Origin of the sequence: Nitrospira sp. (genome assembly GCA_029194675.1) — a bacterium.
GTDB lineage: Bacteria > Nitrospirota > Nitrospiria > Nitrospirales > Nitrospiraceae > Nitrospira_D.
On record JARFXP010000001.1, the window covers coordinates 1,595,470 to 1,607,872 of the forward strand.

At 54.3% G+C, this 12,403-nt stretch carries 13 protein-coding genes; 8 read left to right on the forward strand and 5 right to left on the reverse strand.

Going from position 1 to position 12,403, the window contains the following annotated elements:
* Window positions 1-544: 544 nt before the first annotated feature.
* The 5 genes from P0120_07740 to P0120_07760 all read right to left on the reverse strand — a co-directional run bounded on the left by P0120_07740 (window position 545) and on the right by P0120_07760 (window position 5,066).
* Window positions 545-772: a hypothetical protein gene (locus P0120_07740; GenBank protein ID MDF0674221.1), complete on the reverse strand. Its 228-nt coding sequence runs from the start codon at window positions 770-772 to the stop codon at window positions 545-547.
* An 851-nt stretch (window positions 773-1,623) separates the two neighbouring features.
* Complete coding sequence (locus P0120_07745) at window positions 1,624-2,217, reverse strand: hypothetical protein (GenBank protein ID MDF0674222.1); 594 nt, start codon at window positions 2,215-2,217, stop codon at window positions 1,624-1,626.
* A gap of 711 nt (window positions 2,218-2,928) precedes the next feature.
* Window positions 2,929-3,174, reverse strand: coding sequence for a hypothetical protein (locus tag P0120_07750; GenBank protein MDF0674223.1), 246 nt, complete (start codon window positions 3,172-3,174; stop codon window positions 2,929-2,931).
* 358 nt (window positions 3,175-3,532) lie between these two features.
* Window positions 3,533-4,840 (reverse strand): right-handed parallel beta-helix repeat-containing protein, encoded by a 1,308-nt coding sequence (locus P0120_07755; protein ID MDF0674224.1) that lies wholly within the window; start codon window positions 4,838-4,840, stop codon window positions 3,533-3,535.
* Window positions 4,841-4,877: 37 nt separating this feature from the next.
* Window positions 4,878-5,066, reverse strand: coding sequence for a hypothetical protein (locus P0120_07760; protein ID MDF0674225.1), 189 nt, complete (start codon window positions 5,064-5,066; stop codon window positions 4,878-4,880).
* A gap of 103 nt (window positions 5,067-5,169) precedes the next feature.
* Between P0120_07760 and P0120_07765 the strand changes: the two genes are divergently transcribed.
* From P0120_07765 to P0120_07800, 8 genes are all read left to right on the forward strand, one after another.
* Window positions 5,170-5,310, forward strand: a complete 141-nt coding sequence (locus P0120_07765; protein ID MDF0674226.1) for a hypothetical protein — start codon at window positions 5,170-5,172, stop codon at window positions 5,308-5,310.
* Window positions 5,311-5,334: 24 nt separating this feature from the next.
* Window positions 5,335-5,694: a hypothetical protein gene (locus P0120_07770; GenBank protein MDF0674227.1), complete on the forward strand. Its 360-nt coding sequence runs from the start codon at window positions 5,335-5,337 to the stop codon at window positions 5,692-5,694.
* Window positions 5,695-5,913: 219 nt separating this feature from the next.
* The gene (locus tag P0120_07775) at window positions 5,914-6,840 is read left to right on the forward strand and encodes a site-specific integrase (protein ID MDF0674228.1); all 927 of its coding nucleotides are present in this window, start codon (window positions 5,914-5,916) and stop codon (window positions 6,838-6,840) included.
* Between the two features lie 419 nt (window positions 6,841-7,259).
* Window positions 7,260-8,063 carry a hypothetical protein gene (locus P0120_07780; protein MDF0674229.1) on the forward strand — a complete coding sequence of 268 codons (804 nt, stop codon included), beginning with the start codon at window positions 7,260-7,262 and terminating at the stop codon, window positions 8,061-8,063.
* Between the two features lie 654 nt (window positions 8,064-8,717).
* Window positions 8,718-9,476, forward strand: coding sequence for an AAA family ATPase (locus P0120_07785; GenBank protein ID MDF0674230.1), 759 nt, complete (start codon window positions 8,718-8,720; stop codon window positions 9,474-9,476).
* Window positions 9,470-9,952 (forward strand): hypothetical protein, encoded by a 483-nt coding sequence (locus tag P0120_07790; protein ID MDF0674231.1) that lies wholly within the window; start codon window positions 9,470-9,472, stop codon window positions 9,950-9,952. Before P0120_07785 ends, P0120_07790 begins: the two co-directional genes overlap by 7 nt.
* Window positions 9,953-10,291: 339 nt before the next feature.
* Window positions 10,292-11,065: a hypothetical protein gene (locus P0120_07795; GenBank protein MDF0674232.1), complete on the forward strand. Its 774-nt coding sequence runs from the start codon at window positions 10,292-10,294 to the stop codon at window positions 11,063-11,065.
* 14 nt (window positions 11,066-11,079) lie between these two features.
* Complete coding sequence (locus tag P0120_07800; protein ID MDF0674233.1) at window positions 11,080-11,787, forward strand: hypothetical protein; 708 nt, start codon at window positions 11,080-11,082, stop codon at window positions 11,785-11,787.
* Window positions 11,788-12,403 lie beyond the last annotated feature (616 nt).

A 12,403-nucleotide genomic window follows, 5' to 3' on the forward strand; every position in this document is an offset into this window, starting at 1 on the left:
GCACGAGCAATCTTGGTGTGGAGCATGAAGCCAGTGGGTTGAAGACTCTATCCGGCCGCGTTAGTTACGATAAGCGTCAAAAAGAGGGACCGGCCACATACAAAGTGCGGTATCAAAAACTGAAGGCGCTGGAGGCGTTTATCCGCCCGCTCAATGAAGAGAGGCTTCGCCTGAATAGCGGGCGGTCCACACGAAGTGCGGTGTGGTGGTCCCAACGGGATTCGAACCCGTGTTTAAGCCTTGAGAGGACAGAGGATACCACAGAAAATCAACAGGATGATACTTCTGGAATGTCCGATGAGTAGCAAGGATTTCCAACGAGTTACAGCAAGCGCGTCCTATATAGGACAACCATCCTCGCGTCGTTCTCTCCCCTCCCGTCGAAACCACATCGCCGAGAACATCCGGATTGCTGGACGCACGTTGTACCTCTCCGTCCACGACGCTCCAGCCCCTGCCGAGATCTTCCTTCGGGTGAAAGGGACTGACTGCACCCCCGAGACCATCGCGCTTTACGATGTAATGCCCCGCCGAGGGCGTCCTGCTAATAGTATCCAGGCTGGCCAGGCTGGCTACGGCTATAAGGATCACGTTGTGAAGCCGGCGGAGATTCGTCGGAACGATGCTGTTGGCCCGGCTGCGACGATCCCATATTGACGTTGTCATAGCCAGGCGCGGGGCGTTGTCGACCCGAAAAAGAATCATCGGCGCAACCAGCGACCATAGCACTCGTCAGAATGGCAAAGGGCAGAGCGCATAGAAGACGAATCATACGAAACCTCCTTCGGCAGTCGGAATTATTTTGATGCATTTCTCATCCGATCAGTCTGCTGTACGTACACAATCCTCCTGCTTCAACCTTCGAAGAGTCAAGGGATCATTTGAACTCTGGATCGTTTGCCTTGCTTCCGCCACTCCCACGGCGGAACAGGATCCGGATCCACTCTCGCCCTCCCCTCTCGTTGTAACCACATCACCTAAAATGTCCGGATAGCAGATCGCTCAATCTCGGATCTAGGTGCATGCTGTACACCAGTAGCGCTGGTGTCCCCAACTGGATTTGAGGGCGATTTGCATACGGGTAGCGGATCCATGGCGTATCCCGTTCCAGGGCTCTGTTATAACCGCATAGTTTGTAGTTTTGTCGAGGCATAGGCCCTAGGGAGGGCCTTTAAAGCGCAGATGCTGAGGACTGTCCCTTTCTCTAGACTATTCGTAAGATGGGCGCAATTTTTTGAGCTCGTCGACGTTCACGACTCCAATACCGAATTGGAGGGCCTGATCGACCTTTCTCATGGTGTCAGGAGAAAGATTGTATGCGTATTCAATTACATCAACCTTTGGGACGGTATAGATCTGACTGCACTCGGTAATGATGCCAAATTCCGTATGGGATTCGCTCGGCGAAACATAAACGCTCCAAGGATATACTCTGGGTTTATCGTTGTTCTTACACGTTGTCATGATTACTCCAACGAAGAATGGCCGTTTATGAATAATGCTTCCCTGTTGCAAGCATAGGCAATATTTTTCAATCGTGGCAGCTCGTAAAGGATCATCACTTGCAAACTTAATGCGGTAGACGCTGCCTCGGACGAAGAGGAGCGGAGTGGGGGACATTATTTAGTGTGTATCAAGGGTGGCGGCTCTGTTGAGTTGGCGTCTTATGGCATCTTCCGAGGGATAGTGGGAAGGATCTTCTGTGGAATCAAATAGTTCGATAGTTTGGTCAGACCGGTTCAACGCCTCCTTCTGAGCAAGGGCTATCTTAGCGCTAGCAGCTTCTGAAATTACTGATTGCCAATTCTCATCAACTAGGTAAAGGGCGGTCGCAATCTTTTCAAGCTCTTTCCCCTGCCCTTCGACCTTGGCGAATAGACGATTACAAGGGATTCGAACATAGAGCCCTGCTTGACGACTGTGAGAAATCATCATACGAATAGCTTGATGAACCTCTAGTAATTTTGAGGAGGCATATCCAGCATGGAGCTGGTCGAAATTATATGTACCCTTGCTCTCGAACTTTTTAATGATTGAGCCAAGAATGTATGTCAATGCAATAAGCAAAGGGCTTACGCTGATAGCTCGACGTGTTTTGTCGGCTTCTGCCTCTATCCAACGGAGCAGACCGCTGGCCGTGTCGATCTGCCCTTCGACGATATCAGCTGTGACTGATGAAGACATGATTTCTAACGCAGTAATTTCTCCCTTGCACAAGCGGAGCTCTCATTTCACTCCTCTGTGTAGAATAACGAAATTGCTTGACGTATCTCCTAGGTGTGGTCCTAGGCAGCCAAGGCAAATCCTAAACTCCCATCCAAGGAGCTGTCAACGGGCAGTATCTGTGTACTTCGGTACCCCCATCTTCCACAGGTAGCTTACCAAATGCCCTCAGGTTGGCAAGAGATTTTGAGGGCGGAAGCAGAGCACAATAGCGTCTAACAAGCAATATTTGGCATCCCACCGTAATTATTCAAAGACATCTACTACAGGGGGTTGTCCCAGTACATGCTCAGACATGAGTAAGATAGAGTGACAATCGAACAGGGCAGCGAAAATATTTTGAGCGGGTCACGGAAACGCGATCGGCCACAGAATACAAAAATTGCGCTGTTCGATAAAGCTCCGCCCTTGAAAGAGGACGGAGTTTTCTTTTTTGTGGTGCGGTCGGTGGGTGGGGAGGACGTGAAGCCTTCGTTAGTTTTATCTAGGAGTAGGATGGGAACACTGCTTAACGCAATGAGCGGCCATCTTTTCCACGTCCGTCTGAGGCAAGGCCGCATACCTCGCCAGAGCCAATGTGAAAAGAATCCCGCAACAAAGCCCACTTGCCAAGGTCATCACAAGAACAAGCATGGTGAGTCCCTCCCGTTAAAACCACCATAATGGTCAGAATGGTGGCTGACCTCATCATTTTGTCCCGCCTCTTTAGGCGGCACGCGGTTCAACCGGCTCCGATTCCCAGGACAGCTCGGCAGTCTCTAGAACCGTCACGGCCTGAGGGCTTACGACGATCGGCTTGGCGTGTAACTGACGGTGGTGCCGCATGACCGCGTCATCTCGATGGCCACAATTGAAACATCGCCAACTGCGGCTCCACATCTCGCCATAGCCCCCTTCTATATCGATCATGTGTTCTTCCAGCATCAACCCCTGACAGCGTGTACAGTTCATTGCAGTCCTCCGGGTGGTGATCGCGTCGCGCATGAGTTAACCGTATCAGGTATGAGCATTGAAGCCAGATTCTTACGAGGTACGTCGAAAGGGGGGATAGGAGGCGGAGAACATGCGTTATTGAAGTGACAAGAAACGAGCTAGTCCCGTGAGAAGATTGTGGGTGAGCTGCCGGAGATGCGACATGAGACGGTGGACCTAGTGAAGAAGGCGGTCGCTGAGAATCGGCGTGCCTCTGTGCTCACCAACACTCGGTCAGAAGGCAATGCCCATTGACGATTCAGGCGTTGAGGAATGTGCTGCAGGATAGCGAGCGTTGACGGCACCTCTTCACTCTAAGGGTTCACCCAATTCTTTCTTATTGGTAATTTTCAATGCAGGCAGCCCCACAAGACTTGCTGGCATCGGGCGAAGCCTTAAATTCAAACGCGCCCGCGTCATAAGCGGAGCCGGAAGGTCTGGCGTCACCAGCCATGTCGACCGATACTTCACTCAGTGGCACGCCCGCGTCTATTGCCGGTGATCCGGCCTGCAGGTGGAAATTTGGCGTCCCCGAGAGTTCCGCCGGGGCATTGACGAAATTGGGATTACCCGTGTTCACGATATTGCCCGACTCAGTATACTTGCTTTGCCAATCTGCCGTTCCGCCAATGGCACCGACGCCTCCCGGCCCTGTCGCGTAAAACACATTGTTCTGCACAGTATGACCCCCACCACAATTATAAAAGCTGATCCCCTGGGCGCTGGTTGCAGCGGAGAGTTTCTGGCCGTTCTCATACAGGATATTGTTCATGAATCTGTTGTTGACCGCCCCGGCCTGCCATACAATGATTCCGGGTCCGTACCCGTTATAGGCGATCGTATTGTTGGCGATCAGCCAGTGTGATGCACCGGCATAACTGGGATCCGTCTTGGTCTTGGCCCCCCCACCATAACAACCCTCATTCCGCTCACACCATGGATACCCAGCCACTTGAATGCCCGTCGCGAGGTTGTCGTAAATCAGGTTGTTGATGACTGTCCAATTCGTTCCGGTGAGATATAGACCGTGCTCCTTGTTACAGATGGTGCCGAAGTCCCCGCGACCAGGAGCATGCAGTTTTCCGGCGGCACACCCTTCAAAATCCCCATTGTGGCTAATGATATTGCGTTCTACGAGGACGTTTTTCCCATTGCCCAAAATGCCTGACCCCTGCGCGTGATGAATCCAGTTCCGGCGAATGATGAGATCATGCGCATTGAACAGGTGAATGCCAATCCTGCCATTGCGGATCTCGAATCCTTCAATCGCAATGTGTCCTATGGGATACTTCGCGCCGAAACGGTGCTGAATGAAAATCCGCCGCAGCGGGCCGGTGGCGGACGCGAAGTCGATAACGGGTGACTCGCCGGGTGCGCTGATCAGCCTAATGAGGGCGGATGCCGTGCCGGATCTCTTGAAATGGATCTCTCGTTCTTCCATGTACACCCCGCCCTTCACGATGGCCGTGTCGCCAGCGTCCATGCTGTCCACCGCCTGGCCAATGGTCTTCCAGGGCGCGGCTTCCGTCCCCGCATTACGGTCGCTGCCGTTGGTGGCGACATAATACGTGGTCGGGACACCTGACCATCGGCTCGATGCACATCCGCCGAGTAGGGTGAGGATCAGAACCAAAGCGAGTCGCATGACGTGTCTTCCGGAGTGCCTGGACGGTCTGTGAAACTCACTTCCCCTTCGGCAGCTGCCCTTTCTTTTCGAGCTCCTGAATCCGCTCCTCTGCTAAAGCCAGCAGGAAGGCCTTCACGGTACGGCGTTCTGCCAATGCGGCTTGTTTTAATCGAAATACCAAGTCCTTGGGAACGCCGCGGATGTTGATGGTGCCTTGGTGGCTCGCGGAGTCTTTCTTGGGCATGAGTCCAGGATAGTACCAGCCTCCACTGGACTCCTCAAGCACCAGTTGACACGGAGATGTATCAGATGATACATATATGTATCATTATACAGATGGAGGCTTTATGAAATCTGCACGCATGAATATTTCAATACCATCAAACCTCAAGACGAAGCTCGACGCCGAACGGAAGCGTGGCCTCAGTGCGGCGGGGCTCATCCGGCATTTGCTGGAGCAGTACTTCAAGGGCAAGAAGGCCGCGTAACTATCAACCAACAAGGAGGATCACATGGCGAAGAACGCGTTAGCACTCGTTCGCAACGGGTCCAAGCCAAAGGTAGAACCATCGGCGCCACATCAATTCCGAGAGTGTCCGATTTCCGAGGAGTGGTTGTTTCAGGGAACCGATGAGGTCGGGCGCGAGGGGTGGTTTCTGCGGTTAACTATCAGTGGCCTGTACCCGCGCCGCGTGGGCCCGTTCTCTAGCCAGGAGGAGGCCTTGGAACTCCTGGAGGACTTCCTCTACGAAGTCACTCTAGGCCCGCTTCTCGATGAGGTTGAAAACAAAATGCGCAACCCTCAGGTCTGTGTTGCGGAAGGGATTCCTCGACTAACCGCGACGGTCGAAGGCACGAGGGCTACTCGATGAACTTCAAACAATTTCGCAGGCCAGCGAATGGACACTCCCGCACCGCCATAGCAGGCGGGCGGATTGTCGGCGGACGCGGCTTTCGGTTGCAATCGAAACTGGGCCGAGCCATCACCTTGGATCGTCTCGAGTCTCTCCTCGCACACGCACGCCAGCCGAGTAGGGGCACACAGGGCGGCATCACCTCCACACGCGGAGCGCGATAGAGGCCAGCAGACCATGACCATCGGCGAATTCCTCACCATCTACGAACGGAACCACGTCGCGTTCCTCAAGAGCAGCCTCGGCACGAGTCGGCGATTGCAGAAGTACGTCGGGCGGCTGGGCCATGTCGAATTAGCCGACTTGAAGCGGCTCCAGGTGATCGAGTGGTTCCACGATATCGCCAAGACCGATGGTCCTCATGGCGCGAATCTCGCCTTGCAACAGCTGCATGCGGTGTACGCGAAAGCTGACGATTGGGAGCTGTTTGCTGGGAAGAATCCAGCCTCCCGCATCAAGCGGTTTCCGAAGCTCTCTCGCCAGCGGTTTATCCAAACCAATGAGATGCCGTATCTCCTCGCCTCGATCCGTGAGGCCAACCTACGCGATCAGGGATACTTTCTCACCTTGATCCTCACCGGCTGTCGGAGAGATGAAGCCCGCCTCATGCAATGGAAGGATGTCGATCTGGAGCGAGGCCTGTGGCATAAGCCGACGACGAAGACCGTGGTGCCTCACACCGTGCCGATTCCCGCTCGGCTGCTTGAGCTGTTTCAGCGATTCCCACGCCTCAATGAGTGGGTGTTTCCCTCTGAACCGAACAATAAGAACAAGCATCAATCGCGGCAATGGGCCGTGACCTCTGTCGAGCATGCCTGGCGCAAGATTCGGGCACGGGTCGGCCTGAACGACGTCCGGATTCACGATCTTCGGCGGACGACGGCGTCCTGGCTGGCGATTGATGGTGCGAATCTGCCGGTCATTCAGAAGGTACTGAACCATTCCTCCCTGACGTCCACCCAGGTCTACGCGCGGTTGTCGATTGAACCGGTGCGCAAGGCGCTTGACGAGCAAGCGGAGCGAATCCTCGGCACCCTCACGCCAGCTCCTACGCTCGCTCTTGGGGTGGAACCGATGGAACGGGCGCAGGAGTGGCCGGGATAAGCGAAGGGACAAAGACGAGCGGGATGCGTTTGCGCCTGAAAGGAATGGTGAATGATGCCACGATCCGAAATCTTGTATCAAGTGTGTGACACGGCTCCCGATGGTCAGTGGGAACCGTTAGGCCTACTTTACAATGACAGAACACAAGCGGGACACGAGCTCAGAAGAATGAAGCGTCTTTCCCCCACGGTCTTCCTTGCACGTGTGGTGTACACACGGATCGACGCATCAGTTCCGAGGCGGCTGTGCTCCGTCTAACAGTTGATCTTGTGGAAGAAGCGGGGTACCGTTCTGCCATTTCTTGGCGAGCGCCGACACTCGTGTATGACGATGAGCATAGAAATTTGATGAGATGAGATCTCGGAAGGGCTAAGCGTCGGCTGGCCCTTCCTCACGCGAGGCCCCATGAGGAGGGGGATATGCCTGGTTCATCTCATACACCTTCCGGTCTACCCAAAGAGTATTGGTATGATTCGGAAGGGCTTGTGGACAGTCCATGGGAGTTTCCAACCAAGCACAGCAAGCGAGGTGAGGAACGAGTGTTTTTTCACCCCGACAGAAACAAGCAGGCCTTGCTCGGTGGAGGCACTGTTGAGGTGCAAGTATTTCTGGCGGGCAAGTGGCACTGGGTAAAGTTTGCCACTGATGGGGAGGCTTTTCTCAAGCTGTCGAAGCTTCCGGAGAGAGCTCGGACATTGCTGTTGGATTCCCTAGCCCTTGTGCCTGTTCGGGCCAATCTTCTCAAAGGCTCTGCTTCAAAACGCCCTCGAGGAAATAGTAAACGCGATGCTGACTTCTGGAGGAATATCGACTATTGGGGACCTGCCGCATCGGCATGGGCTAAGAAGGCAATCCAGCAGAAGCAAAAGACGACGGTCATCAAGCGAGTTATGGCGCTTGCGAAGAAGTCACGGTTGCGTTGTAAAGATGCGGGCAATCTTGCCTCAGCCATATGCATCCTGGCCTGGCGAGCGATCCATGCGATAAATCCGGCAAGGTTTCCGCTTCCACGTGGGAAGGATCTTCAGAAAGCCGTGGTTCATAGAATCGCTGGTGCATTGCGTGCCGGCAATCCTGTGTACGGACCAGATATGGAAAAGTTTGTTCAGGCTCTGCTTCGCCAGGGGAAAAACTCGGAAGCAGTTTGTCGAGATATTATCGTGATAGGAAATCGAGAAGAGTTCGGTCCCACTGTCAAGATGTCAGACTTTCGAATGTTCTAGCCCCTCCCTCCTTGATAATTCCTAAATCCTTATTTGCGCATCTTTAGGAATAGAAAAAGACACCGCGTATATTTGCGTGTATAAGGCCTCCATCAACATGAGCATGGAGGCGTTATGACCCATCTTCAAGAGAATCCAGCCTGTAGTTTTCTCACTACGGGAGAAGTTTCGCGCTCGCTTGGTATTAGCGCTGATCGGGTTAGACAGCTGGAGCGGTGCGGCGCTCTTCCTGCACGGCGCACAGAGACGGGCGTTCGACTCTTCGATCGCTCTGTCGTGGAAGTGTTCCGACAGCAACGCGAGCGGAATCGAGGCTCCGCGAGATGAGTTCAGACGAGCGGCAAGACGATATCTTCGATTACCCAATGGGAGACACTTTCGTCTCGGAAACGCGCCGGCGGCCATATCGAATAGGCTTCCGGTTTCGACGCTATCCCGCAAGGCCATCAATCAAACAGCTGCTCGCCTTACCAGATCGTGAGTTTGATCGATATCTACGGAATGGCTGCCGCATGCCACATAATGTTGGGGATTTCCGCGAAGAGCTTCTCGACCTGCGTCGCCAGCTCCGCGACCTGCAGAATGAAGTTCGAGCCCTGATACCTCCCAACAGCAAACCAATTTCAGTCAGCCGTGTTGAGCGAAAGGGGTTAGATGTCTCACGCCGGGCCTGATATCGCTGATCTGGGAAATGGGTATTCGGTGTATTGGCCTGAACGGAACGTGCGTTTTCTCTTGGAGTACATCACGCGCCAATCCGCCGGGATCTATGCAGAGTTCACCGTCATCGATGGTGAAAAGACCTTGTGCGAGGGACAACGGGTGAACTTGAACGGTGACAAAAGTCGCCTGGCGAAAAAGGTGCATGAGTACGACGGCCGCTACAAGTTCGCGGATTGGACGATCCTTATCGAATCGACCGCCGTTCTTGTGCTGCGCCGCTATCGTGAAGGTGAGCCGCCTCATCGGCTGAACGCTTATACCCGGATCGAGGCTCTCAGCTATCAGCTGAATCCGCTCGTTTTCTCTCGCAAGGTGACCATTCTCTATGGCGACGGCGGATTAGGGAAAAGTTCACTAGCCCTGTTGATCGGGCTGCTGGTGTCTGTGGGCGAAACGGTGGCCGGCCTAAGTGCGGTGCGTGGTCGAGTTCTTTTTCTGGACTATGAGGATACACTCGACGTGCACGCCCGCCGCCGGGAAGCCATTGCAGTCGGCCATCCAAACCTGAAGGCCGCCGAGCTTATCTATCAAACGCATCACGAGCCGATTTGGAACATTCTTCCGACACTGCTGCGACTTGTTCAGCTGGAGCAAATCGACTTCATCATTCTGGATGCCTGGCGGCCGCCACGTGTGGCGATGCGAGCGCCGAGGCCGCGACGAAGGCGTTTCGAGCCCTCCGGATGCTGAACCGTGGAACCCTTGTGCTGGCTCATATCCCCAAGACCAACGAGCAGCAACAGGAGGCGGGGATCTATGGAAGCGTCTTCTACAAAAACTTTGCTCGTTCGACGTGGGAATTACGGAAAGAGCAGGAAGTCGGCACCGACGAGTCGGTGTTGGGCCTCTTCAATCGAAAATCGAACCTGAGCCGGCTGCATCCGCCCATCGGGTTGCGCGTGCGGCATAACTCGACGAGCACGGCCATGTACTACGAGCCGTGTGATCTGAGCCAAACGCTCGAATTGGAGAAAGGGCTGCCCATCGCGAGCCGGATCCGGAATTTTCTGGAAAAGGACGGCGGGCTCTATACGGCGAAGGAGATCGCGGACGCCCTGGCGGCACCAGTTGCCACAGTTAAGAGCACGTTGTCACGCCAGAATACCCACAAGTGGCATTCGATCGGCACGGGACGAGAGACGAAATGGACCTGCGTGACCCGATGAACCCCATCGGAACCGCTCATCGTTGCAGATTGACCGTTGCAGACCGTTGCACCGTTGCAAAAGCCCCTAACGCCTTGTTGCGCAATGGGTTTGTCTGCAACGCGGCCCTGTGTCCGTCATCGTTGCAACTCATCGTTGCAGCCATTTCATCGTTGCAGATCGTTGCACCGTTGCAAAGTCGTCTAACGTGGCGTTCTAGAAAGAGATTATCTGCAACGGTGATCGTTGCAGGTCATCGTTGATTGCAACCCCCTCTCTTTAAGAGAGGGGAGTTGCAACGATGGAAGATCAACGAAGGAGAATTGTCGGTCAACAACCACAACCAGGGAGGACGAAATCATGCTGACAGCCACTGAAGAGAAAATTGACCAAGACCTCACACTCAAGGCACTGGAGACCCTGATCGACAAACGGCGACGGGCCTCCACGCTACGGGAGACCGTGAACCAGCAACACCGCGAGGTGACCGCTTGTGACACGGAAGAGCGCAAGGCTACCCAACTCGTCGATCAGCTAGAAGGCCGAGTGAAGTCGTACTGCAAACAACTGCTGCTTGGGGCAGCCAAGGCAGGCGAGCTGCCCACACTCAAGCAACAACTGATCGAGGCGAAGGAATCTTTGTCTCGGCGCCGACAGGCGTTGCAAGAGCGAAGCGAGGACTTCTGCTTGAGTCAGGAAACCCTGACTCAGCTCTTGACGGAGATTGGTGAGCTGTCTCGGCAACTGCGAGACGATCTTACCCGACTCTACATGCAACGGTTCCATGAACACGACACGGGCTTGTACGGGAAACGAGGACAGATCAGCTGGAAGGAAGACGAGAATTCCCCGGAAAGATACTCGCGGCAATGGCGTGGGAGAGTATTTAATTTTCTGCTCTTCAAAGGATTTGCCTCCGATGTGAATGAGAGTCAGTTGCTGCATGCCCTTGTCGCATTCTTTCGACAAGCATCTTTTTCTGTCCGGGTGGCGATCGGGTTCGTCCCCACTTCCACCAGAAGCAAGGAGCCTCTCGGTGTGGGTGAGGTGATTGCGGTTCCGAAACAACTCAGCGAGGGGGAAGCGTTTGAGGAAATTGTTCGTCGGCGCGTGGAGTTTGTAGAGGGCTATTAATCATGGAGGATAGTATGAAGACGACCAATAGCGTTGATGAGTTTGCTGAGGCCTGTGAAGCGTTCCGGTCTGCGGTGAAGATCGAGAAAGATCTTTGTCTCCTTGAGCAACAGTGCATAGCTGATTTCGGGCTGTCGAAATCTCAGCATGTTGCTCTACAGCAAACGATGCGCGCTGAAGGTGGTTACGCCGTCGAGGCTTTGCTGGCTGATCCTCAAGCCTGTGTGAAAATGATCACCGCGCGCCAGCAGGAATTGGAAGCCCAACGGATTCAGTGCGAATCCATCGCCCGTGCCCTGGAAAAGACTCGTGAGCGACGAAAGTCCGCCGCTGTAGATACTTCCATGGCCCTCAGCATACTGCGGAAGCAGGCAATGAAGTTACTTGAAGCACGCCACGGCAAGCAGCGTTTGTTTGGCCTGTGGAACGATGAGTTGGAGCGGACCTATGCATGGCGGCGGAGTACGTTGGGTCAACTGCTAGCACTCGCGATTTGCGATGCAGATCGTGGCTGTGCGCTCTTGAAATGCTTCTTCCGCGAAAAGGAAGGCTTTGGGTTGCACGTGAGGCGCGGCTTTTTTGTTGTGGGTGAAGGCGGCCTGCGCGAGATCCGGTCCACTGAACAAGGCGATGTCCGTCAAGTGCCGAGCGATCTTTCCTACTGCGAGGCTTTCGAGTCCGTGTTGACAGGACGGGCTGAGATCGTGGGTGTTGCAAATTAGGGGGCGGTTGGCGGCGGATGGGGCCCCCGCTGGCGTGAGCCAGTATCCTACCCACCGCTGCGGTAATGCTGATGAGTGCAGATCACGTGGAGTTCTAGAACAGGAGGCAATATGTCAGATCGTCAAAGTGGACTCTTCAAATTGCTCTGCTCAACGTGTCGAGATAGGGCCCCGGTGGAAGTCGGCAATGAATACCGCTATCGCTGCATTCATCACAAGGCCGCGGTGTTTGAAAGCGGCGATCATCGTTGGCTTAGATACGATGAGGAGAATATTTTATCGTCTCAAAGGCCGGCTGTCATTGACAACGCAGGTTGTGGACCGTTCTTCAGACGAGGGTAACGGTGTCACGACTGTTTAGCAGATCAGACCCAAATCATGGGCAACAGCTCGCCCACGTCCGAGCCTGGCGACGACATGTCGTCGCAATGGTTAAAACTCTTTGGAATGAAGGCGCCTCTCTACGAGATATCTGTAGCAGGTTGAGTGTGTCCGAAGTGTTTGTTGATCACGCGATTCGAGGAAATGTTTGCGCCGATGCCGGTCCAGCTGTTAGGCCGCGAAGATCGTTCGGCAAGAACCAGAAACAACGGCTGCGTGAGATCACGGAGATTCC

What these genes read in the sequence shown, in the direction of transcription:
- P0120_07740 (MDF0674221.1), bottom strand. Translation starts at nt 772, where the DNA reads ATGATTCGTCTTCTATGCGCTCTGCCCTTTGCCATTCTGACGAGTGCT.
- P0120_07750 (MDF0674223.1), bottom strand. Translation starts at nt 3,174, where the DNA reads ATGAACTGTACACGCTGTCAGGGGTTGATGCTGGAAGAACACATGATC.
- P0120_07755 (MDF0674224.1), bottom strand. Translation starts at nt 4,840, where the DNA reads ATGCGACTCGCTTTGGTTCTGATCCTCACCCTACTCGGCGGATGTGCA.
- P0120_07760 (MDF0674225.1), bottom strand. Translation starts at nt 5,066, where the DNA reads ATGCCCAAGAAAGACTCCGCGAGCCACCAAGGCACCATCAACATCCGC.
- P0120_07765 (MDF0674226.1), top strand. Translation starts at nt 5,170, where the DNA reads ATGAAATCTGCACGCATGAATATTTCAATACCATCAAACCTCAAGACG.
- P0120_07770 (MDF0674227.1), top strand. Translation starts at nt 5,335, where the DNA reads ATGGCGAAGAACGCGTTAGCACTCGTTCGCAACGGGTCCAAGCCAAAG.
- P0120_07775 (MDF0674228.1), top strand. Translation starts at nt 5,914, where the DNA reads ATGACCATCGGCGAATTCCTCACCATCTACGAACGGAACCACGTCGCG.
- P0120_07780 (MDF0674229.1), top strand. Translation starts at nt 7,260, where the DNA reads ATGCCTGGTTCATCTCATACACCTTCCGGTCTACCCAAAGAGTATTGG.
- P0120_07785 (MDF0674230.1), top strand. Translation starts at nt 8,718, where the DNA reads ATGTCTCACGCCGGGCCTGATATCGCTGATCTGGGAAATGGGTATTCG.
- P0120_07790 (MDF0674231.1), top strand. Translation starts at nt 9,470, where the DNA reads ATGCTGAACCGTGGAACCCTTGTGCTGGCTCATATCCCCAAGACCAAC.
- P0120_07795 (MDF0674232.1), top strand. Translation starts at nt 10,292, where the DNA reads ATGCTGACAGCCACTGAAGAGAAAATTGACCAAGACCTCACACTCAAG.
- P0120_07800 (MDF0674233.1), top strand. Translation starts at nt 11,080, where the DNA reads ATGAAGACGACCAATAGCGTTGATGAGTTTGCTGAGGCCTGTGAAGCG.